At 31.3% G+C, this 22,695-nt stretch carries 20 protein-coding genes; all 20 read right to left on the bottom strand.

All coding sequences use genetic code 11. From position 1 onward, the window contains the following. Positions 1-181: 181 nt before the first annotated feature. On the bottom strand, positions 182-880 hold the full coding sequence (locus PHE88_06830; GenBank protein MDD5687529.1) for a polyprenol monophosphomannose synthase: 699 nt from the start codon (positions 878-880) through the stop codon (positions 182-184). After that, complete coding sequence (locus tag PHE88_06825) at positions 877-1,845, bottom strand: glycosyltransferase family 2 protein (GenBank protein MDD5687528.1); 969 nt, start codon at positions 1,843-1,845, stop codon at positions 877-879. Before PHE88_06825 ends, PHE88_06830 begins: the two co-directional genes overlap by 4 nt. A gap of 3 nt (positions 1,846-1,848) precedes the next feature. Further along, on the bottom strand, positions 1,849-2,784 hold the full coding sequence (locus tag PHE88_06820; protein ID MDD5687527.1) for a glycosyltransferase family 2 protein: 936 nt from the start codon (positions 2,782-2,784) through the stop codon (positions 1,849-1,851). An 8-nt stretch (positions 2,785-2,792) separates the two neighbouring features. Beyond that, positions 2,793-4,487, bottom strand: a complete 1,695-nt coding sequence (locus tag PHE88_06815) for a glycosyltransferase (GenBank protein ID MDD5687526.1) — start codon at positions 4,485-4,487, stop codon at positions 2,793-2,795. After that, complete coding sequence (locus PHE88_06810) at positions 4,484-5,722, bottom strand: flippase (GenBank protein MDD5687525.1); 1,239 nt, start codon at positions 5,720-5,722, stop codon at positions 4,484-4,486. Before PHE88_06810 ends, PHE88_06815 begins: the two co-directional genes overlap by 4 nt. After that, positions 5,700-6,932, bottom strand: coding sequence for an O-antigen ligase family protein (locus PHE88_06805; GenBank protein ID MDD5687524.1), 1,233 nt, complete (start codon positions 6,930-6,932; stop codon positions 5,700-5,702). Before PHE88_06805 ends, PHE88_06810 begins: the two co-directional genes overlap by 23 nt. 4 nt (positions 6,933-6,936) lie before the next feature. Next, positions 6,937-8,781 carry a nucleoside-diphosphate sugar epimerase/dehydratase gene (locus PHE88_06800; protein ID MDD5687523.1) on the bottom strand — a complete coding sequence of 615 codons (1,845 nt, stop codon included), beginning with the start codon at positions 8,779-8,781 and terminating at the stop codon, positions 6,937-6,939. A gap of 6 nt (positions 8,782-8,787) precedes the next feature. Beyond that, positions 8,788-9,753 carry a hypothetical protein gene (locus PHE88_06795; protein MDD5687522.1) on the bottom strand — a complete coding sequence of 322 codons (966 nt, stop codon included), beginning with the start codon at positions 9,751-9,753 and terminating at the stop codon, positions 8,788-8,790. An 8-nt stretch (positions 9,754-9,761) separates the two neighbouring features. Then, positions 9,762-10,751 (bottom strand): glycosyltransferase family 2 protein, encoded by a 990-nt coding sequence (locus PHE88_06790; GenBank protein ID MDD5687521.1) that lies wholly within the window; start codon positions 10,749-10,751, stop codon positions 9,762-9,764. A gap of 9 nt (positions 10,752-10,760) precedes the next feature. After that, a complete protein-coding gene (locus PHE88_06785; protein ID MDD5687520.1) occupies positions 10,761-11,705 on the bottom strand; it encodes an NAD-dependent epimerase/dehydratase family protein in 945 nt (314 codons plus the stop codon). Between the two features lie 78 nt (positions 11,706-11,783). Next, on the bottom strand, positions 11,784-12,476 hold the full coding sequence (locus PHE88_06780; protein ID MDD5687519.1) for a sugar phosphate nucleotidyltransferase: 693 nt from the start codon (positions 12,474-12,476) through the stop codon (positions 11,784-11,786). Positions 12,477-12,486: 10 nt separating this feature from the next. Next, positions 12,487-13,476 carry an SDR family NAD(P)-dependent oxidoreductase gene (locus PHE88_06775; protein MDD5687518.1) on the bottom strand — a complete coding sequence of 330 codons (990 nt, stop codon included), beginning with the start codon at positions 13,474-13,476 and terminating at the stop codon, positions 12,487-12,489. Positions 13,477-13,504: 28 nt separating this feature from the next. Then, positions 13,505-14,647 carry a glycosyltransferase family 2 protein gene (locus PHE88_06770; GenBank protein ID MDD5687517.1) on the bottom strand — a complete coding sequence of 381 codons (1,143 nt, stop codon included), beginning with the start codon at positions 14,645-14,647 and terminating at the stop codon, positions 13,505-13,507. Beyond that, positions 14,644-15,963: an O-antigen ligase family protein gene (locus PHE88_06765; GenBank protein ID MDD5687516.1), complete on the bottom strand. Its 1,320-nt coding sequence runs from the start codon at positions 15,961-15,963 to the stop codon at positions 14,644-14,646. Before PHE88_06765 ends, PHE88_06770 begins: the two co-directional genes overlap by 4 nt. 48 nt (positions 15,964-16,011) lie before the next feature. Continuing rightward, on the bottom strand, positions 16,012-16,824 hold the full coding sequence (locus tag PHE88_06760) for an NAD(P)-dependent oxidoreductase (GenBank protein ID MDD5687515.1): 813 nt from the start codon (positions 16,822-16,824) through the stop codon (positions 16,012-16,014). Then, positions 16,812-18,026 carry a radical SAM protein gene (locus PHE88_06755; GenBank protein MDD5687514.1) on the bottom strand — a complete coding sequence of 405 codons (1,215 nt, stop codon included), beginning with the start codon at positions 18,024-18,026 and terminating at the stop codon, positions 16,812-16,814. Before PHE88_06755 ends, PHE88_06760 begins: the two co-directional genes overlap by 13 nt. Before the next feature lie 151 nt (positions 18,027-18,177). Continuing rightward, positions 18,178-19,242, bottom strand: a complete 1,065-nt coding sequence (locus tag PHE88_06750) for a polysaccharide biosynthesis protein (protein MDD5687513.1) — start codon at positions 19,240-19,242, stop codon at positions 18,178-18,180. 162 nt (positions 19,243-19,404) lie between these two features. After that, positions 19,405-20,487, bottom strand: a complete 1,083-nt coding sequence (gene wecB, locus PHE88_06745; GenBank protein MDD5687512.1) for a UDP-N-acetylglucosamine 2-epimerase (non-hydrolyzing) — start codon at positions 20,485-20,487, stop codon at positions 19,405-19,407. Continuing rightward, positions 20,484-21,419, bottom strand: a complete 936-nt coding sequence (locus PHE88_06740; GenBank protein MDD5687511.1) for a sugar nucleotide-binding protein — start codon at positions 21,417-21,419, stop codon at positions 20,484-20,486. The genes wecB and PHE88_06740 overlap by 4 nt, the downstream gene beginning before the upstream one ends. Further along, positions 21,403-22,680 (bottom strand): class I SAM-dependent methyltransferase, encoded by a 1,278-nt coding sequence (locus PHE88_06735; protein ID MDD5687510.1) that lies wholly within the window; start codon positions 22,678-22,680, stop codon positions 21,403-21,405. The genes PHE88_06740 and PHE88_06735 overlap by 17 nt, the downstream gene beginning before the upstream one ends. Between the last annotated feature and the right edge of the window lie 15 nt (positions 22,681-22,695).

Here is a 22,695-nt window from a genome sequence, read left to right as displayed (position 1 = left end):
CTTTACTACATCTTTAGATAAACATTTTGGGCAATGTTTTTTTGTTCATTATTAAACCCCTTTGATATTGTAAAGTCTATTTTTTACTTTTTCAGACGATTATACAATATTTTAAGGGTTAAAAAAAACAACACAAAAATACTATTAAGCCCGCAATGACACTGCAACACAACTTCTAAATTCAAAGCGTCATTTTAAATCGTAATTTCCAAACAAGGAAAATTGCTTCCCAGATGATATTTTTTGAAATTTTGGAAACACCTTTTGTTCTATCTACAAAAATTATGGGATACTCATAAATCTTACAACCTAGTTTATAAGTTCGATACTTCATCTCTATCAAAAAACCGTAACCTTCCGATTTTACCTTATCAAGATTTATTTTTTCAAGAACTTCTCTTCTAAATCCCATAAAACCGGAAGTACAATCATTCACAGGGAATTGTAAAATTGTCTTAGCATAAAAATTACCAAAGCGTGAAATAATTTTTCGTCTAATAGGCCAGTTCCTCACACCCCCATCTTTGACATATCTTGAACCAATCACTAAATCAAAATCTGAAAGTTTTTTAATAAATGCTATTAAATAACCGGGGTCATGAGAAAAATCTGCATCCATTGTAAAAATATAATCAAAATCTCTTACTAACGCCCATTTAAATCCTTGAATATAGGCCGTTCCAAGCCCCAGTTTCTTTTCCCGATGCATTATTTGTAATCTTTCATCTTTCATCTTCAATCTTTCAGCTATTTCCCCAGTACCATCAGGCGAATTATCATCAATAATTAAAATGTAAAATCCCAAATCAATAATTTGTTTAACAATTTTTTCTATATTTTCTTTTTCGTTATAAGTCGGAATAATAACCAGTGATTTCATATTATTGCTCTAAATGACTTAAATCTAAAACATCCTTTTAGAAAATACCATAAATAGTAAAACGGTAATGGTAAAATCTCGATAAATCCAAAAAGATTTTTAATTTCGTATTTGTAACAAAATCCTAAATTCATAATTAGAAACATTAAAATAAATATTTTATTCAAACAAAATATAAAAGTAAACGAAAAAAGTGAAATTAAAGAAAAGTAATGTAAAGGTCTTTTTATGGTTATAAAACCAATTTCTTTTATTTCTATCATCTTGTAAAAAAGATCTGAATGTTTTTTACATAACAACGGGTCAAAAAAGTATCTTTTTGCATGCCCATAAACTCCCCGTATTGTTTTATATTGTTGTGGATGAAAAACTATCATTTCTTCATCTATTATTGCTTTATATTTCTTTTCTAACAACCGGAATCCTAATTCTATATCTTCGCGAAAGTAAATATTCATTTTATTATCATAAAATCCATTATCATATCCTCCGATATCATTAAACACAGTCTTTCTAATCATAATATTACATGGTAAAAATCCTAATTTATATTGTTTTTCATATTTTCTAATAGGTTTTTCAGTGCCAATATATTTCGTTACTCCTTCCACTGCAGATATATCATTTTCTTTAAAATGTCGAATTCCGTTTGTAAGCCAATTTTCATCTAAAATAACATCGTCCTCTGTAAAAGCCAGTATAGTTCCTGCTGATTTTTCCACACCCGCATTTCGGGCAGAGGCAGGTCCAAAATGTTTCTTGCTGATAACTGAACTTTTAAACGGCATCTTCTTTAACAGATTACTAATAAATTCACATATCCCTTCACTTGAGCCGTCATCAACTATTATTAGTTCAAAACCTTGTTTTGAAAAGTTTTGGTTATCAATTGAATTGATACATTGTTCTAAAGAATCTTTTCTATTATATGTGGGTATAATAATTGATATAAATTCATTGCTCATTGTTTAACTCTTAAGTAATAACGAGAATAGTTTTAGATACCCTTTAGTTCGACTTACTGATTCTCTTCTTTTAATTTTATGAAAAAACCCTACCGGAGTCCATAAAAATAATCTTATTATGGTCCTTACAAATAATATGCTTTTTAAAATATAAATACTCACTCCGCTATAATGTTTTTCGTAAAACAATAACATACTTTTATAGTACTGATAAATCCTGAACTCATCGTAAAAACCTGTTTCACCACCGCCAAAATGTACTATCGAAGTATTACCAAGACGACATATTTGCCAATCTTTTTTATTTGCACGATAACATAAATCTGTTTCTTCGAAATACATAAAATATATTTCATCAAAAAAACCGATATCAGCTAAAACTTGTTTCTTCATCATTAGACAGGAACCTTGTAAATATTCTTTTTGCGCTGTTTCTGAATATGAATCGTATATTCCCTTATGTCTCCCGAATAACTTACTATTTGGGAAAAACTTATCAAGAAAAAAAGTTTCGAACAATAAATTCATATTATTTGGATATTTAGTTCCGGTATATTGCAAACTTCTATCGGGATTCAATATTTTAGGACCAACAATACCAACTTTACTATTTTGTTCTAAATATTCAACCATTTTTTCAATACTATCATCAACAACCAATGTATCCGGGTTAAGAATAAGGATATACTTGGCATCTGTTAATTTAAATCCGATATTATGTGCCTTTGCAAACCCAATATTTTTTTCATTTTTTAATATCTTTACTAAAGGATATTTATTTTGAATCAGGTTGGTTGAATTATCAGTAGAATTATTGTCTATAACCAGAACTGAGAACTTCACTCTATGTATATTTTCATAAATTGATTTTAGACAATCTAACAAGTATTGACGATTGTTATAATTAACTATGTTTATAGAAAGCTCGGCAGGTGTCATATTGTTTATTATTTTTCGTTAATTTTTAATTCAAATACAAATTGCGAAGCTAAGAGGGATGGAAATGAATTACGTAAAAATATTGGCATATTAGAACCTGCTCCACGAAAATAATTTATTCTAAACCCACAATTACTAACCATTTTACTCATACTTTTCAAAGTAAAAAACCGCAGATGGTTTTTATCCAATATTCCCCCATTTTCAGCGTATTCAAACTTACCAAAAAGCAAATTTAATCTTATTTTCCATGTAGCAATATTCGGTATGGACATTAGAACAGATCCATATGGTTTCAATATTCCTTTAATATTACTTAATACAATATCAGGGTCTCTCAAGTGTTCTATTACATCACCTAAAATGATATAATCAAACCTTTCGTGAATTTTATCCAAAACATTTTCCTTTTCTATATCATCAATAAATACTTTTTTATAAAGTGATTTCGCTCTTTCTGCTGATTTCTCATCAATCTCTAACCCGTAAACAACACAATTTTTCTTCTCAATCAGATATTTTCCCAAAAACCCCGTAGAACACCCGATATCAAACACAGTCGAACCCTCAGTAATTAAATCTATAATTTGTCCATATGTAGTTTGCCTTTCAAAGTGAGCTTTACCTATGACATGGTCATATTTCATCCTTGGCAATAGTACCTCTTCGTTTTCTTTGAATTCTGAATCTGATATTAACTCAACCGTTCTCAACTTAACAAGGTAACAATAAATGCAACTTAATTTATTTATAATTTTATCGAAAATACTTTGTCCGTTAGTTAAACGACAACTCATATACTTAAGAATTCCACCATCAGATATAGCTCTTTGAAATTGGATTTTTTGGCGTTTATTTAAAACCGTTGAAAAATGTTTAGGAAACCATATTATTGATTTAATCCATCCCATTAACGATTTATTCGGATTAAATACTATTAGAAAAGGCCTGATAAAAACATCAATAAGTATAAAGGGAATTATCTTTAAAAAAGTAAAGGTTTCATAAAAAAGAAATAAGTTCAATAAACGGTTCCGTTCCTGATAAAATGTGCGAAAACTTGATTTTTGCTTAATTGCGCTGACCGAACCCAAATGATGAACAACTGATAAAGGTGCTTCTAAAATTCTATAACCCCTAAGACGGGTCAGCCACGAAAGGTAAACATCTTCCGAATAAAAGAAATAATCTTTATCAAAAGGTAACCCAATTTTTTCTTTATCCATCAGAAGAGAACAACCTGAAACGACAAAAACATTTGATAAATTTTCAAAAATGCTGTAAATATTATATCCCAGCAAATTCAATGTCCCGTTTCTAAGATAATATTCAGGATTAACTCCTTCTGTGTAAATTTTTGAACCAACAATTGCACTCCCTGTTGTTTGCATTGTTCTAAAGAGTTCCTTTAACCAATCCTTATCTACAACAGTATCGTTGTTTAATAATGCGATATATTTGCTTTTTGCGTTCAAAACTCCGATATTATTTCCTTCCGCAAAACCAAAGTTGGTTTTATTTATAATAATTTTTATATTTGGAAATATTTTCCTGACATACTCAACACTCCCGTCTTCAGAATTATTATCAACCATAATTAATTCCAAAGGCGAATATATTTGCTTATTTAAAGAGTCAAAACAGTTCTTAAGGTATTCTTTACCGTTATAATTCAAAACAATGACAGATATTAATTCATTCATATTAGCGAAAGTGAAAGCTTTTTCCTGACTAAATAGTAATAACCGCAGAAAACTACGCTTTCTGAAATTACTGTTATAATACTGGAGGCTATGTAATTATATTGCGGAATAAAAACAAAATTCAGGGTAAAATTTATAACTGTTGCAATAACCACAATTAATACTATTTTCAGCTGTAAATTTGAGGCAATTAAAGTATATAATAGAACACTGTTTATGTAAATTAAAGGAACTGTCCAAATCAGTATTTTAAGAGCCAGAATCGAATTTGTGAACGCTGAACCGTAAAACAGTAATATTATTTGTTTCGAGAATAGAAACACAATAAATGCAAACAATATTCCCAGAGCAAAAAGTATAAAAGATAATTTTTTAAAAAGTTTTTTTAAACTTTCATAGGATGTTTTAGAATACCTGGATAAATGCGGAAATGTCGCGCCTATAATACTATTTGAGACAATCATAAACGCATCCATAATCTTATAAGCAGCACTATATAAACCAACATCAGAATCTCTTTTCATTTTAGATAGTAAAACAATATCCAAACGGAAATAAAGCAACCCGATAAAACCCAATAGCATTAACGGTACACTGTTTTTTATAATATCCCTACAGAAATTAAAATTTAATTCTTTTATACTAATATATACATGGCGAGTAGCAAGAAAAATACCTAATATTACCGTTGCTATACCGGCAATCACTGAAATAGAAACTAATGCGATTAACCCGTGTCCCGTTTTTAATGCAAAAAATGCCATACCCAAAGTTAGCAGACTTAAAGAAATATTTAATATCGCCATGTACTCCATTTTTTCAAAAGCATTAAAAACTGAAGTGAGCAAATCAACAATATTATTTGTAAAAAGCGTTAACCCATATATATATGCTGCAGTCACAATACCGGAAGGATATCTAAGAATATTAACAGTAATACACAGAAGCAAGAAAGATACTATAGCAAGACCGATTCTTAAAAATAATATATTATTAAAATACTTATTCGCTTCTGAATAATTTTTCGAAATTTCGCGGAATGCAATTGTCCCAAATCCAAAATTAGTAAACAAATTAAAAAAACCAACTATAGTCAACACTAAAGAATATTGACCAAATCCGGATTCTTTCAAGTAGCGGGCAATAAAGACAGTCAAAAAAAATAAAAATAATTTGCTTATAAACTGCGATATTCCCAAAACAAAAGTATTTTTAAAAACTATTTTTAAGTTCATTTTCTTTTAAATTTCCGACACCATAACCTAATAACATCCAAAAAGCAAATTGCGGCGCTGTCCATAACATTAAATCTGCCATTGTTTGATTTATTAAAAAACCGGCAAGTCCTGAAAAAATTGCTAAAATTAATATATTGTTACGACTTTTCCAAAGTTGTAACATCCAATAACCAATGGAAATAAAAAATACCGTTGTCCCTACAATACCTATATCACAAAGAAGCCGCAAGTACATGTTGTCGGGAGTTTTAATATCCCTACGAACACCTTCTACCATATATTTTTCATGTATCTTAGGATAATTCCCTAATCCGACGCCAAAAAAAGGATAATCTTTTATAATATTTAAAGTTGTTTTGTAAGATTTAAGCCGATGCCTAAAACTTAAACGATTTCCAAGATATGCCGAATTAAACATTTTCACGTTAAATTTGTAATTAAAATATTCTTTTACAGGCTTAGTCATTAGAACGAAAGAAGCAAAAATAACAATTATTAAAATAATTATATACCTAATATTTTTCTTAACGTTTTTTAGATTTTGCCTGTCTGAATAAAAAATAATAATCACACAAAAAAGCGATATCCACGAACTGCGTGAAAACGAAAAAATAATAGCAAATGTAATCAGCAGAAACGGTAAATATTTAATTATTTTTCTTTCGTTCTCTAAATACCAAACAGATAACGGAAAAAACAGAACCAGGTAAGCTGCAAACGGCAAAGGATTTCCGATAGTTGAACGAATCATGAAATACGGCCAATTACGAGGTCTAGGGTAAAGATCCCACTTGAAAAAATATTCAGTTAAACCAAATGATGCTACCAAAGAAGCGCAAATCAATAATATTTTAATTGCAGATTCACTTTTATAGTGACTAATTCTTTCGGTAATATATGCTATACAAATGCCCTTAAGTAAAAAACCGCTTAATACCCGTATCGTATGAATACGGTTAATACTTGAAATTAAACTCAAGGAAAAACCTAAAATAACAAATATTATCCACTTGTCAAAAGTGGAAATATAAAAAGATTGTATTATACTTAAAATAAGTAGCAAAAATACAAATATTCCTATAAAATAATAATGGAACGGAAAATTTAGAAATCTAATATCAAGTATTTGAAAAGGTACGAGTGAAACAACAAAAAACAAAAATATAAATAAATAGAAAATTAAATAATTTAACTTATTTGTATTCATTAATTTATGACTTCATTTGAGGAGTGTATGTTGGAACCATTTCTTTTATCTTTTGCAATATTTTTTCATTATCATTATTATTTGCAAATTGTTCCAATTGTCTTATTTGCTGGCGAATTTTAGAAGGGTTATAATCACCGGGTGATGCCACATAAATTTTATCATGTTTTGTAACCTTGTCTTCTTCCTTATTCAAAAGTATCTCCTCATAAAGTTTTTCACCTGGTCGAAGTCCAATATATTTTATTTCAATTTCCTTTCCTAATTTAAGACCGGACAGTGCAATAATATTCCTGGCAATGTCTACAATTTTTATTTGCTCCCCCATATCTAAAATAAAGATTTCGCCACCGATTCCAATTGCTCCTGCCTGTAACACGAGGATTGACGCTTCAGGAATACTCATAAAATATCTTTTCACATCCGGATGGGTTACAGTAACAGGTCCTCCTTCTTCAATCTGTTTCTTGAAAAGAGGAATAACGCTGCCGGAAGAACCCAGAACATTTCCAAAACGAACCGCCATAAACTTCGTTTTACTGACTTTGGACTTCGCCTGTAAAATTTTTTCAGCAATTCTTTTTGTCGCTCCCATAATGCTTGTTGGATTTACTGCCTTGTCTGTAGAAATTAAGACAAATTTCTCAACACCATAATGATTAGATGCATAAATCAAATTTCTAGTGCCTATAACATTGATTTTTACAGCTGATGCAGGATTTTCTTCCATCAGGGGAACATGCTTATGTGCAGCTGCATGAAAAACAACTTGCGGTTTATACCGTGTAAATACGTGTCTCAAAGTGTTGATATCTTTTATGTCACCAATAACTGTATTATATTTTATATCCTTGAATTTAGAGCTAAACTCAACTCCAAGAAAATAAACATAGTTTTCGTGGTTGTCAAGAAAAGTAACATGTTTAGGTGAAAAACGGGCAATTTGCCTGCACAGTTCGCTTCCAATAGACCCGCCCGCACCGGTTACCAAAATCCTTTTATTTCTAATATATGAATTTATTTCATTTTCGTCAATTCTTACGGTTTCCCTGCCCAGAAGGTCATCAGGTTTCACTGCCCTGGGCCTTACCTCCATGTGACCTGACAATATTTTATCTAAACCCGGGATTATTTTTATTTTTGCATTTGTTTGTTCGCAATAAGAAAGGATATCCCGTATTGTATCTCCCTTTACAGACGGAATTGCAAGTATTATCTCTTCTACGTTTAAATCGGAAACAACATAGGGTATGCGTTTTCTCCCTCCAAAAACTTTTATGCCATAAATACTATTTCCTTTTTTTGAAGTATCGTCATCTATAAAACCAACTACTTCTAAATCCATGGTAGGGTTACCTTGACATTCTTTAAGCGTTAGAACTCCCGCGTCACCGGCTCCTATAATTATAGCTTTTCTTTTCTTTTGAGAAAGGTCAATCTTTGAAGTTTCCCTAATCAAACGCGTAAAAAATCTAACACCTGAAGTAAGCGCCATACAAAGGAAAAAATCAATAATAACTACCGAGCGGGGATAGCCGATAAGGCCATGATAAAAAATTACTGCAAGGAAAAACAAAAACGAAGACGTTATGTTTGCCAATAGTATCTTCCATATATCCCTGATACCGACATATCTCCACAATCCGGAAAACAGACCAAAAAAATAAAACAAAAGAAGTTTTACAAGGATCAATAGCGGTAGTGTTTTTAAAATTGCAGATTTGTGGACAAAATTAATAGAAAACTCAAATCTTATATAAAACGATATAATATACGATAAAACTATAAGAAAAAAATGTATTGTTACTACTATGAATCTTCTATACCTTAGAATAGAATTTTTAATCATAATATATTATTCCGGATTAATATTTTTAACATATTTATAAGAAAAACCAAAAAAAACAATAAACACAAAAAGCAGAACCAATTGCCACCTGATACCTTTATTATACATAAATATAGCTAAAATTCCAAAAAATATTTGTACAACAGAATATAACAATGTTACTTTCCAATGTGGCAAACCCAACTCATTGCACATATATTGATATAGATGCTGGCGGTGCGCTTTGAACAAATTTTCGCCCTTCCTCCACCTGAAATAAATTGTCAAAATTGCATCTGAATAAAATACACATAAAAACATAATAAGACATAAAAATACATTAATAGAAAAAGATAATTTTACTACGAAAACAGCGAAAATAAACCCCAAAAAAATGCTTCCTACATCACCCATAAATACCTTTGCAACAGGAAAATTAAACGGTAAAAATCCTGCACAAGACGCCATTAAAAGTAAACTTATTATAAAAACCTGGTGATTTTCAACCATACTGGACGAAAATAAAGCAAACAGGCCAAATGCAATAAATCCTATAAACGACGCAAGACCGTTTATTCCATCCATAAAATTAAAAAAATTTGTTGTGGCAACGATAAACAAAATAAAAAAAACAGATATCCATAAACCATGTTCGCTTAAAATATTATTATAATAAATAAAAAGAGCGGCGACAGCCAATTGACCCAAAAAACGGTAATTCGGTAGAATTTTATATCTATCGGATGCAAAACCCAGCAAAGCAATTAATATGATTAAAAGGCAAAAAACAGGCGGCATTTTCTTCAAAAAACATACAAAAATAACTGACAAGACAATACCTATTCCGCCAGCTTTTGGTATTGGATAAGAATGCGAACTTCGAGGACCGGGATAATCTATTAAACCTATTTTAGACGCTATTATAGAAATTATTTTTGCCCCGGCGCTGCCAGAAACTATTCCTATAATAATATAACTAAAAATATGTTTCATCGTATATTTTATGCTTCATAAATACTTAACTTTATAAAAGACATATTTGACTTTAACTCTTCTTGTATTGTTTTTCTTTTGTCTTTGGATATGGGATAAAATATCAGCAAGTATATATTTCTAAGACTTAATGCCGAAATCGCTATTATTTTTATCAATAATACTTCTATAAAACTGTTATGCTTTTTATAATAATAATACATACTTGCATTCATAGAGCCGGAAATTTTCCATAATTCCTTTTTAGAACTTTGTCCGATATGATGAACTATTCCAGTCTCAGGAAGAAGATTTATTATCCAGCCTTTCTGTTTTATCCGCAAACATAAATCGACATCCTCGTAATATAAAAAGAATTTTTCATCAAACAACCCGATATCCATAACAACATTTTTTCTCGCCATTAAACAAGCACCGGACACATAATCCACTTTTTGAACTTTATTTTGTACTAAATATGAATTAAAATAAGACTTATAATTTTTGCCCATAAATTTAGCAAAGTATTTCGCTGTAAATTTTGCCAAACCCGGTATGAAATATATTATTTTTTTTAAATTAAAAAACCTCGCGAATTCTGTCCAGATATTAAATGCAAAATTAGTCATCGGCTGGATGGTCATATCCGGCCTCAATAATTTACACCCGGCAACACCGGTCTGCAAATTGGATTCCATGAAATCAATCATTTTCTTAACTATATCATTTATTATTACCGTATCGCTATTTAACAATAATATATATTTCCCTTTACTTTCCCGTATAGCCTGATTATTAGCTTTACCAAAACCATTGTTTACCGTATTTAGAATTAATCTAACTTGCGAAAATTCTTTTTTAACCATCTCCTGACTTCCATCACTTGAATTATTATCAACAACAATTACTTCAAAATTAATATCTCTAATCTGTGTATAAATAGATTTAAGGCAATTATATAACAAATCTTTTGTATTATAACTGACGATAGATATTGACAACAACGGATTAAGATTCATATATCTAACCTATATTTTAAAACTAAACATATCTGTTAATCCTGCTTTAAAATCTCTTATTTTTAGATTTAATTTGCCAATCGTGTCATTACTACAATATACATTAGCCATCATTAGTTTGTCAATAACTCTGAATCTCTTGAGGAAAGATAAAGGAATATATACTTTAAAAACAAATGTTTTTACTGTATCTCTTATCACATTAACCATGTCATAAATTGTTATCGGCGGGGAACTTAATACCAAAGTGTCATTATAAACTTTATTGTTATTTATGCATACTTTAATAGATTGTACGACATCTTTTATATATATCATGCTTTTTTCAGTTTCTTTTTTGAAAATAGGGAAAAAATGATATTTTTGTATAAAATCAATCATTTTTTTCACATTCCCCCTGTCATTACTTCCGCCATATACAGTGGCCAACCTGATAATTGTATAATTAAAATATTTTTTATTCGCACTACTTATATTTTTAATCAATTCTTCTGCCATAAATTTGCTGATACCATATGGCGTATCCGGTTTGCATTCATCTTTTTCATAGTAAATACTATTTTTATAATTTCCGTAGACTGAAACTGTTGAAATAAAAATAAATTGCTTAATTTTTGAATTTGATAAGTTTATAAATTCATCGAGCAGTCTTTTAGTGGCGTTACAATTTATTTCAATATATTCTTCATACTTGGCATTTGGTTTATGAACTACTGCCGCAAGATGAATTATCACGTCAGTATCTATAAGTTCCGTCTTTATCTTATCGTCAATATTGCAAATATCACCCGTTAAAAACTTAAGATCTTTGCCATCGCTTGCAATATCGCCAAACCCGTCTCCCAAAAGAGCGACAATGTTAAATTCCGGTTTATGTGTTAGATTATTATTAGTTAATTCGCTTACAAGTCCCCTGCCTATTGATCCGTTTGCACCGGTAATAAATATTTTCATAATATCTTTTAATTGCACAACTATTTATTTTTTTTAATTTGCCCCGGATCCAGACAGGTAAGATAACGAAGTGTTCTATTATAAATCAATCCACTCCTTTACGTTAGTCGTTGCTTCTTCAAGTTGTTCCATCCGTTCTATAGCAAGCCAGTATTCGCTAAAATTATATGTTATTACTTTTCTTTTTGCTTTCATAAGAGATTTGGCTAAATCCGGCATAGTAAAAAAAGTATCCCGTGGTATAACATTCAAAACTTTTGGATCTAATATGTAGATTCCCGTAGAAATCAAGAAATTGGTGGTAGGTTTTTCAATTATATCGGTTACGACGTTCCCATTCGTACTAAGTGTTCCAAAAGGCAGTTGCCTTACATAATTTTTAGAAGCAATAGTCATTTCAGCGTTGTTTTTTTTATGGTATTTAAACATATCTAAAAAATTTAATTTAGTTATTATGTCACCATTCATTACCAAAAAAGGTTCGTTTAGTCCTTTTATCAATTTTAACGGTCCCGCTGTTCCAAGAACTTTAGTTTCCTGAATATATTTTATCTTTACATTTAATTTGCTGCCGTTTCCAAAATAAGCTTTTATAAGCTCTGCACCATAGCCTATAGCTAGAATTATTTCATTTACTTTTATGGAATGCAATCTTTTAATAATAAGTTCCAAAATCGGTTTTTCTGCAATAGGCAGCAACGGTTTTGGTATTGAAAAAGTAAAAGGTCTTAATCTTGTTCCCTGTCCACCGGCCATTATGACTGCTTTCATATAATTATCCTCATATCTGATATTTATCAGGATCGTAACATTCCGGGTGATTCTTTATCCATTGTATGGTTTTAATCAACCCATTCCGCAATGATATTTCAGGTTTCCAACCGATAAGTTTTTCCGCTTTACTATTACCGCACAGCAGTTGCATAACTTCGCTTTTTTGCGGGCGTTTTCTCTCATCCGAAGATATAATTTTGATATTTTTATTCATAATTGATAATATTATTTGAGCAAGTTCGCCGATAGAAATATCTTTACCTGCACCGATATTTATAACCTGTCCGGTAGATTTTTCCGATTCAGCAATTTTTATAAATCCCTTAACCGTATCAGACACAAAATTCAAATCTCTTCGCGGCGTTGTTGAACCAATTTTTACAACATCTTTCTTTAACGCCTGGATAATAATCGTTGGGATAATTGCCCTGTCTGATTGTCTCGGACCGTATGTATTAAACGGCCTTATTACCGCCACCGGAATATTGTATGTTTTATAAAAAGATTCCGCTATTTTATCAGCAGATATTTTACTTGCTGAATAAGGCGACTGTGCCTGTAAAGGGTGTTTTTCATCTATCGGAGTATATAAAGCGGTACCATAAACTTCAGATGTTGAAGTAACAACAATTTTCTTGATCCTCGCATCTCTTGCAGCAAGAAGTATATTTAAAGTGCCCATTGTATTAACCTCAACTACTTCCCTTGGATTTTGGAATGAATATGGAATGCCAATTAATGCCGCGAGATGAAAAACTATATCTTTCTTTTGCAAAAGCTTTTTTATTACCTCCGGGTCGCGTATATCCCCTGGAACTTGTTCTATTTTTGAGAGAATATTACGGGGCAAAAATTTAAGAGAACCTAAATCATTATATGGGGTATATTCAAGCAAAACCGTAACCTTCGCACCAAGACTGACAAGATACTCGGTTAAATGGCTTCCGATAAACCCGCTTGCCCCGGTAACAACAACTTTTTGTTTTTTCCAATTCATATATTCTCCTTGTTTATAATATTAAAAATTATGAAACAGTATCGGCTTTTACCCAAGCTGCTTTCTGCTTTTTCAATAAAAACCGGTAAAGACCGACTATTGCTGCTGTATTCATAACACAAAACATACAAGGAACATCTAATAAAAAACTTCGGTTTTTAAACAACCATCCAAATAAAGCCGTTATATAAAAAATAATCTGCATTAGAAAAAATATTCCATAAAAATTATTACCAAGCATAAAAATATTACTTGCAAATGTCAGAATTAATAAAAACGGTATCATTAACCTGAAAAATCTATGTGAAAAAAGCTGCCAGAGCAATATTAAATTAAAGTGACTAAATGATTTAATAAAATAATAAAAAAATTGGTATGTACTTGCTAAATTTCTAGCCTTACGCACAAATTCGGCTTTAGGGTTTATAAAAATTTTATCATAAAGTTTAGATTTACTGCTAAAAATCGCCCGGTAACCTTTTTCTACAACTTTTACCGGTACGAACATATCATCTAAAATTAAATCCGCCGGAAGTGTCGTAAATAATTCTTTGCGAAAACCATAAAACGCACCGGCAGCTCCTATCATCGAACCAAAACGCGATTCACTTTCCCGAATAAAATTTTCATACTTCCAGTATAGTCCCATCCCGCTTTCAGGCTGCTCAATTCCGTCTTTTTCATACATCAATTCACCGCTTACCGAACCTACTTTCTGGTCTCCAAAATATTTTGTCAGTTCAAAAAGGGCATTGTGCTCAAGACGCTGCCTGGCGTCTGTAAATACTATTATTTCTCCTTTTGCCTGCGAAACAAGCAAATTTAACATATTGCACTTACCTGTCCGTTTTTCTTCTTTAACAAGTTTAATGGTTCTCTTCTTATCCGGGAAATTACTGATTATTTCGTCAGTTTTGTCAGAAGAACCTTCCGATGAACCTATAAGTATTTCTATCTTCTCGTCAGGATATTCCAGTTCCATCAGAGTTCGCAATTTACTTTCAATATATTTCTCCTCTTTATATACCGCCATTATAATAGATACGGAAGGATATAATTGCTTACATTCTGTTGATTTACTAAAAACAAGTGATAATAAATATATTATCAACGGATATCCTGCATAAGTATAAAAAATAACGACAATTGATACCCAAAATAAATAAATCATATATTTTTAGATTCTATTACTTTTACATAAGCAAAAGCTTTTTCTTTTTCCTGTTTTAAATATATGCTATACTTATCCACTATACCACAAATACAGCTAAATAAGTACAAAAGAGGGAAATAGTTAACATATGGGAATATATTCAAAATAATAAATAAAACAACTAATATTGAAGTACATCCATTAAAAAACATTTTTGATGGTAAATCCTGGGCATTTTTAGCAAGTTTCTGCGATAAGAAAAAAGTTTTTAGGTAAATCCCTATAAAAAACACACCTGCCGGTATCCCAAGCAAAGCAATAACTTGTAAGAAATAATTCGAGGTAAAATGATAAGGTGTTTTTTGATTATCAACATTTATATAATATCCTCCCAAACCTGCAATACTTGGAAAATTACTAAAAATATTTAAAAGCATTTCCTTGTTACTATTCAAACGGTCAGATGCTGATGTATCTATTCCCTTTTCCGGATTATATATGGAAATTATCCTGCTCTTAACAAGACCTAAAATGTTTTTGTTAGCAAATCTAAGATAATTGTTTTTTTGTAATACCATTAGTACAAACAAGGTTATTATTGAAATTATTATAAGAACTTTGAGTATACGGAATATATTTCCTAAATTACGTGATGACAAGTATAAAACTCCCAATAAAACAGCAAGATATATTGTTCTATAAAAAGTAAGCATTGTAATGATTGCACAAGCTATAGTTAATGCAATAAACCACAAATTTCTTTTCTTATATTTATACATAAGTAATATAATCGGTAGGAACATCGGAATAATAAAATCCATCATACGATTGACAGTAACACCGGCTACATAAGCCCTCAAAGCACCAAAAGAAGTGACTTTGACAAAACTTAATATAATATAGCTAACAATACCGGTAACGGACATTAAAAACAAATATTTGCCAAACCACTTGAAAATCTTCTCAAAATCATAGTTATCTTCAATAATCGGAGATAATCTTATCGTGTAATATATAATAAACATCTCAAGAATAGGAAAAGTATCTAATAATAAATATTTCAAGCCATTGCCTTTAATAAAACCGACTATTAATGCAATAATAAAAAAAACAAATAAAACATTCATTAAACTAAGAAGAGTGGATTTCTTAAATTTAAGTTTTCCGTTTTGTTTAAGTGTTAATACCACAAAAGATATGAAAATGATCAAAAGCAAAAAAATACTGCTCGCCGCCAACCTGATAGTCATACCACCTAATGCTCCATGCGACATAAGATAATATATGTATATCGGATTATATGCAACAAAAAAACCAAAAAAGATATATTTCATATTTTTTATATTATACAAAAAAAGGGGGAAATTATCAAAATTAAAACATCACGAGGAGGTACGGGATTCTAAAATTCTCCCGATACCCTCTTTTAGAGAAATTTCAGGAACCCAGTTTAATATTTTTTTTGCCTTTGAAATATCCGCGTAAACACAATCTTCTATCACCCTTTTATCCGAATATTCAATATCCCTGTCAGTAATCATACCGGCAATCTCTTTAACACTGTAGTATTCCCCGGTACCAATGTTTATTATTTCAAAACCATCTAAATTTAAACTCTTTACTATTGCTCCTGCAATATCATCAACATAAACAAAATCTCTTTTAGGAAAGGAATTCCCGAGCACTATTTTATCATTATCCAACTGGCATATAATGTCAGGTATTAATAATCCTGGTTTTTGACCGGGTCCGTAAGCATTAAATATCCTAAGAATTATAGTCGGAATCTGGTATTTATTATTATAAAACCTGCATAAATTTTCACACATCAATTTAGTAACACCGTAAAACGTACCCGGATTAGCAGGCTGGTTTTCTGATATTTTATTTTTTGCATTTCCATATACTGCTGCACTGGAAGGAAAAATAAATTTTGCCTTGTTTTTTCTGCAGAATTCAAGGACATTCAATGTGCCTTCCACATTAACTTTAAAAAACTCATTTTCACTTGCACTTTTTGTTAATCCGGCAAGGTGTATAACATAATTTCCCTCAATCCCTTTAAAATGATTTTTTTGTAAAATATCTTTTCCGTAGGTTTTATCAAAGATGATTACCTCGCACTTGCCTTTGAGAAACTCTATTAATTTTTTCCCGATAAACCCGTCTGCTCCGGTTATTATTATTTTTTCCATCTCGCCCTGGCTCCATCTACCAATTTTTTTATTTTTTTATTTGAAAGATATTCAGTTTCAATAACAGGGTCCCCTTTTTGGAGATAATTATCGTAATTCCTATCTAAAATCTTTATTCCATATTTCTCCGGGTTATCCCATATAGCAGAACCCGGGAAAGGGGTTAATGCATAGAAGTCTGCGGAAGACAACCCTTTCTCTCTCATATTTTCAGCAAATTCAATAGTTTTTCCGGCGCTTTGCTCTGTTTCACCGGGAAGCCCTATTATAAAAAATCCTTTAACATAAATTCCCCGTTTACCTAGTATTTCTATCGCCCTCCTGTTTATTTCCACAGTCGTGCCCTTGTTTATTTTTTTTAAAATTTCATTATCTCCGCTTTCTATCCCTAATGCTACATACCTGCAACCGGTCTGTTTTAATTTTTCTGCAATTTCTTCACTTACCCGGTCAGCCCTCATTTCCATCCTGTATTTCATATCCTCCTGTTTCATTATCTTAATTATTTTCTCAAAATGTTTTTCTTTAATAACAAAGTTTTCATCTAAAATATAAATTGATTCGTATCCCTGTTTTTTTAATATTTTTACTTCTTTTCTGACATTTTCCGAATTTCTAAACTGGACTTTTCTTTCATGACTTGCACAAAAAAAACAATTAAAAGGACAACCTCTTGATGTAATTATTGTAGCAGTTAAAAGCCCGTCTGCATACATCTTATAATCCTTATAATCTAATTTTCCCCTGTTAGGAACAGGGTAATCATTAATTTCAAAAGGTTCATTTATTATTCCAGTTTTACCTTCTTTAATGACTTTTACAATCCCATTTTCCCCGGCACCTACAACTATCGCATCTGCAATACCATCTAAACTATGGGGTAAAGCGGATAAGTGGGATCCACCGGCAACAATTTTTATTTTCGGACTGATTTTTTTGACTTTTTCTGCTATTTTTTTTATCTGGTTAAAACTCGGGGAACTAATAATACTAAATCCTACCCAGGCAGGAGTTTCATCTTCGACTTTTTCTAAAAACTTACTTGTTTCATAATGATTTAAATCAAATACCTGATTCTCTACTCCATTCTCAGAAAGAGCTTTAGATATATACAATAACCCTAATGGAACCCTGTCCCCTGCATTCCATAAAAATTTTTTTTCATCAGGAGAAACTAAAAATACTTTATTAAAATATTTCATAGCTTATGACCTTATCCCATTGTGATGTCGTGTTGTTCAATAATTGAACATTATACAAAAAACTGAATAAATGTCAATGATAAAAATACAAGTGCAGTTATTTATTTCAGACAGGTTTTTATAAGGATATTTACAAATTATAGGTTAGTTTTTATCTTAATAATTCTTTTTTTTGATCTTCGATGTCTTCTACCATTAAATGATGCTGCTGGAGAAATTTAGCTAATTTCGGAAGATCTATTACGTGGTCTTCGGAACTATATTCTTTTTCAAAAGCAGGTTTAAATTTTTCCTTATAACGCAATTCCGGTAAAATAGGGCTTATTGCATAATACTTGCCCCTGTCTATTGTGCGATGACATTCTTCTTCTGAAATTAAAATTTCATGCATTTTTTCTCCGGGTCTGACACCGGTAATTATAGTTTTAATTTTCCGTTTGCCTATCAATGCATGTGCTATATCTATTACTCTGGCCGAATGAATGCGCGGTATATATGTTTCCCCGCGCTTCGCTTCACAAATAGCGTCAAAAATCATATCAACTGCCTGATTCAGGTTTATAAGAAATCTTGTCATATTTTTATCTGTAATTGTTATCGACCTGCCTCTTTTAATCTGGTCAATAAACAAAGGGATAACCGAACCGCGAGACGCTAAAACATTACCATAACGGACACAAACAAATCTTGTTTTCGGACAACGCATATTTGCCTGGATGAATACTCTTTCTTGCATAGCTTTTGACATACCCATAACATTAACCGGTTTACACGCTTTATCTGTGGAAACTCCGACAACAGTTTCAATCGATAAATTATGTTCGCATATAGCGCGTATGATATTTTCCGGACCGGTTATATTGGTCTTCACGGCTTCGTAAGGGAAATATTCACAAGTAGGAACCTGTTTCAATGCTGCTGCATTAATAACAATATCTGCATCCCTTAAAGCAGAAGAAATACTATGAAAATCCCTAACGTCACCGATACGGAATTCCACTAACTCATCAAAGTTATGATATATTATTTCTTCAGTAACAATTCTTTTATGTTTGAATTCCAGACGCATTTCATGCTGTTTTGCCTCATCACGGGAAAAAATAATTATTTTTTTGGGTTTTCCCAATTTATCATCAAGTAATCGGTGTACCAAAACCTTACCAAGTGACCCGGTTCCGCCTGTCACCAAAATCCGCTTGCCTTCAAAAGGTCTCATAAATTTCTCCTTCACGACTTAAGCAAAGCTACCGCTTTGCCGCTACATTAGAATCCTAATACTCTAAATAATACAAGCAACTTAAAAAATTACTTACTATTTTACTCTATATATTTCTTCATACTATTTTTAACAATATAGATTTTTATTTGCAACTATTATTTAGAAATAATTTGTAATTTGGCTTCTTAATACATTAATCACAACTGAAGAAGGACTTGTTTCTTCGCTAAAATCATATTTCGCCTTCCATTCCATATTGGTAATTGTCTCAACTGATTCGGCTATATTCTGCGGATTTATACCTGAAACGATGTGGGCGCCTGCTTCAACAGTTTCGGGTCTTTCCGTGCTTTGTCTCAAGCTGACACAAGGAACTTTATAAAACAGACCTTCTTCAGCAGTTGTTCCCGAATCCGCCATTAAACAAAATGCATTCATACTTAAACAGTTAAAATCGTAGAACCCCAACGGCTCAATTATTCTAATTCCCTTCGGAATAGTAATATTTTTTATTTTACTTTTTGTCCTGGGATGCATAGGATAAATAATTTCTTTTTTAAATTTTTTATACACTAGCCCAAGTCCTTCTATAATAAACCTTAAAGAACCCGCATCATCAACATTTTCTTTTCTATGTAATGTAATTGGAATATATTCTTTGGGTTGCAAACTTAATTTTTTCAAAATATCACTTTTTTTAATTTTACTCTGGAATGCTCTCATTACTTCAAAAGTAGTATTACCGGTTACAAATATTTTTGAAGGATGTATTCCTTCTCTTATAAGATTTTCCCTGTGGTACTGGTTAAACGGTAATAATATATCAGAAATATGGTCAATTAAAATCCTGTTTCTTTGTTCCGGCATCCGTTTATCCCACGCCCTCAGACCGGCTTCCATGTGGAATATTTTTATCTCGCGATGAGACGCCGGTAATACCGACAAACCACTGTAGGTATCTCCCAAAATTATCAACATGTCAGGTTTTACCTTAACAAACAACTCATCACTCTTGCGTATAACATCTGATACTTCTTTGCCATATGAAGACGTATCTATTGCAATATCATAATCCGGTTTCCTTAATTCCAAATCATGGAAAAAGAAATCTTTTAATTCCTTTGTGTAATTTTGGCTTGTATGTACCATGATATGCTCAAAATTACTGGAGTCCAGTTTCTTTAATACTGACCACATTTTAATCATTTCGGGACGAGTGCCCACAACTGTCATTACCTTCATTTTTTTCTCCTGAGATTGTTGCCCAAAGAACACCCAACAATCTCGTTAAATTTTTTCATCTCTATCATTGCTTCTCTAATATCTTTTTTTGTTCCTTTCTTATCAAGGTAAAAATAACCATATTTTGAATCAAGAATTCTCTTTGTATTTTCTTTTGCTTGAACAGGGTTTATGGTAATATTTTTCTTATAAATTTCTTTGAATAAAGCAAGTAATTCGCATTTACTTAATGGCAGATTAGGTGAAAAATGTATAACTTTTGTTTTTTTTATTACATCATTATACATATTTTTTTGCAAAATATCATAGACAAACTCAGAAAACTGTAAAGTTGTAATACCGTTCCATATATTATTAGTATATCCCTGTATTGTTTCACTTTCTTTTTTAGATAAAAACCAATCAAGAAGACCGTGGTTGCCGTCAATGCTGTTACCTATTATTGAACATCTTATATTAAGTACATTGGGAGCGAAAACCTCGCCGATTATTTTAGAAAGGGCGTATTCCCCGATGCCGTCACACTCACAGTTTTCATTGTATACATCCTTATCGCCTTTAAAAACGCCGTCAGTAGACATGTGAATTATTTTAATATTTTTGTCTAAACAAAATCTCTGTAAAAAATATGGGAATATTGCATTAATATAGAACCCTAATTTGAATCTATCACTATCGGTCCTGTCGAGTTCTGTCATACCAATGCAATTTACAACATAATCTATGCCAGATGAAATATTATTGAAGTAATTGTTACCTATATTTTCTCCGCTCATGTTCAGGTAAAACGGTTTATTTTTGTCAAATGGTTGTGTACCAAAAACTGCTATCTTTTTATACTTTAAAAAAGTATAAACCATGTTACCTAGCATGCCATCTTTACCTAAAACCAGCACTTTTATATTTTTCTTATTGTTAGATACTTTCTTCATTTATTTTACCGTCTTTTGAAGATATAATTTTTACTTCCGGCAATGGTATAATAATTTTCCCTCCGTTATTTAAATAATTTTGATTTCTCTTAATTATCTCGTTTACAAAACTCCACGCAAACACAAGAATATAATCCGGTGGGTGCAATTCCATAAACTCTCTTGATTTAATTAAAAAATGTGAACCAGGAGTATAAAACCCTTGTTTAGCCGGTGCATCATCAATAATACAATCCAGCATATTCTTATCTATATCACAATACTGTATCACAGTATTAGCTCTGCCGGAAGCACCATAGCCATAGATTACCTTATCTTCCTTTTTGAGTTTTCTTATCAAATTTATTAAAGTTGTCTTTGTATTTTTAACCCTTTGCGCATAATCTAAATAAGTTTCTACTTTGTCATATTTTTTCCTTAATTCTTCTTTTTTCAGACGAATAGCATCTTCCGAGATTTTTTCTTTTTTCAGACCGCCTTTCTTCCTGACATAATACCGCATGGAACCGGCGTGAATCGGTATTTTTTTAACATCAAATATTTCCATGTCATATATACTAAATAAATTTTCCAGGGCGATTAAAGAATAATAATATAAATGTTCATGATAAATCATATCATACTGTATTTCGTCAATAAGGTTAGCAATATAATGAACCTCAAAAACAAACACACCATCTTTTGACAATAGTTTTTTAATTCCTCTGACAATATCATGAATGTCATATAAATGAGCAAAAACGTTATTTGCAGCAATTAAATCCACTTGACCATATTTGCCTAATATCTTCGCAGCTACTTTTTCAGAAAAAAAATCATTTACTACGATTATATGGGGATTGCTAATTGACTTTACCACATTTTCCGAAGGATCTACGCCAATAACTGTTTTTATCCCGCGTTTTGAAAAAGGATTAAGCAATACACCATCATTACACCCGATTTCCAGAACCGTAGATTTACCTGGGACTAAAAATCTATCAGTTACTTCTTCTGCATATTTTATAAAATGTTCTTTTAGAGTACCTATTGCCGATGAAAAATAAAAATAATTCTTAAATAATATTTCAGGAGATATCTTATTTACAACCTGGAGCGAATAACACTCCCTGCAAAAATATAATTGTAACGGGTATTTTTTTTCAACCGGGAACTGGTCTTCTCTTAAAAATCCCCCGGCAAGAGCAACATCCCCGAAATCTATGATGAGTGACATATTATCGCTGTTACAAAAACTGCAATTAACATTTTTATTCTTCACTGATTTACTCCCCTA

The sequence above is a fragment of the Elusimicrobiota bacterium genome (genome assembly GCA_028718185.1).
Lineage (GTDB): Bacteria > Elusimicrobiota > UBA8919 > UBA8919 > UBA8919 > JAQUMH01.
The sequence above is the reverse complement of the archived record's forward strand: the minus strand, read 5'-3'. Positions and strand labels throughout refer to the sequence as shown.